1 protein-coding gene is annotated in these 576 nt (G+C 48.1%); it reads left to right on the top strand.

All coding sequences use genetic code 11. The features are described 5' to 3' along the window. The coding region (locus tag ACRBG0_RS27570) for a hypothetical protein (RefSeq protein WP_431490051.1) at positions 1–573 on the top strand (573 nt) is incomplete at its 5' end. Between the last annotated feature and the right edge of the window lie 3 nt (positions 574–576).

A 576-nucleotide genomic window follows, 5' to 3' on the forward strand; every position in this document is an offset into this window, starting at 1 on the left:
AATTCTGAAATCAGATACACGGACGAAGCTGGTGTTACTAGTGTATTGGACTTAGCGACAATAGACGCTTTTGGTGCTTCTACAGTAGATCAAACGATTTCTGGACACCGAATAGCCAGGCACCTTGCCTCCAATGGCACCTCCTCAGTTATTAACGAAACGATCACAGACATTGCCTTGTCGGGAACAACGCTCAGTTATGATCGGGAAGACGGCACGACGACCGATGTCGACCTCAGTGGTATTGGCGGCGGCGGTGGCGGTTCCTTTGGTGCGGTGACGGTAAATGTAGGACCAAGTACAACGCACGTACATACGGGAGAAGATCACTATTTCATCGAAGCCAATATGCTCACAACAGGCAATGAAATTATCATTGACGAAAGTGAGCCGGATGGCAGTGTAATCGAGGTCTGGTTGACGCGCTCTGCGGGGGATGTTTCTTTTGCCAATACAAGTATCCGAACAGGCAATGATGCTTTCCAAACCAGCGTGTCCGGTGTTCAAGGAGACAGCATTCGCTTTATCAAAATCCGTGGAATTTGGGCTGCTGTTTACAAAGGCCAGTATTAAAAA

Source organism: Lewinella sp., assembly GCF_050633125.1.
In the GTDB taxonomy this organism is placed as follows: domain Bacteria; phylum Bacteroidota; class Bacteroidia; order Chitinophagales; family Saprospiraceae; genus Lewinella.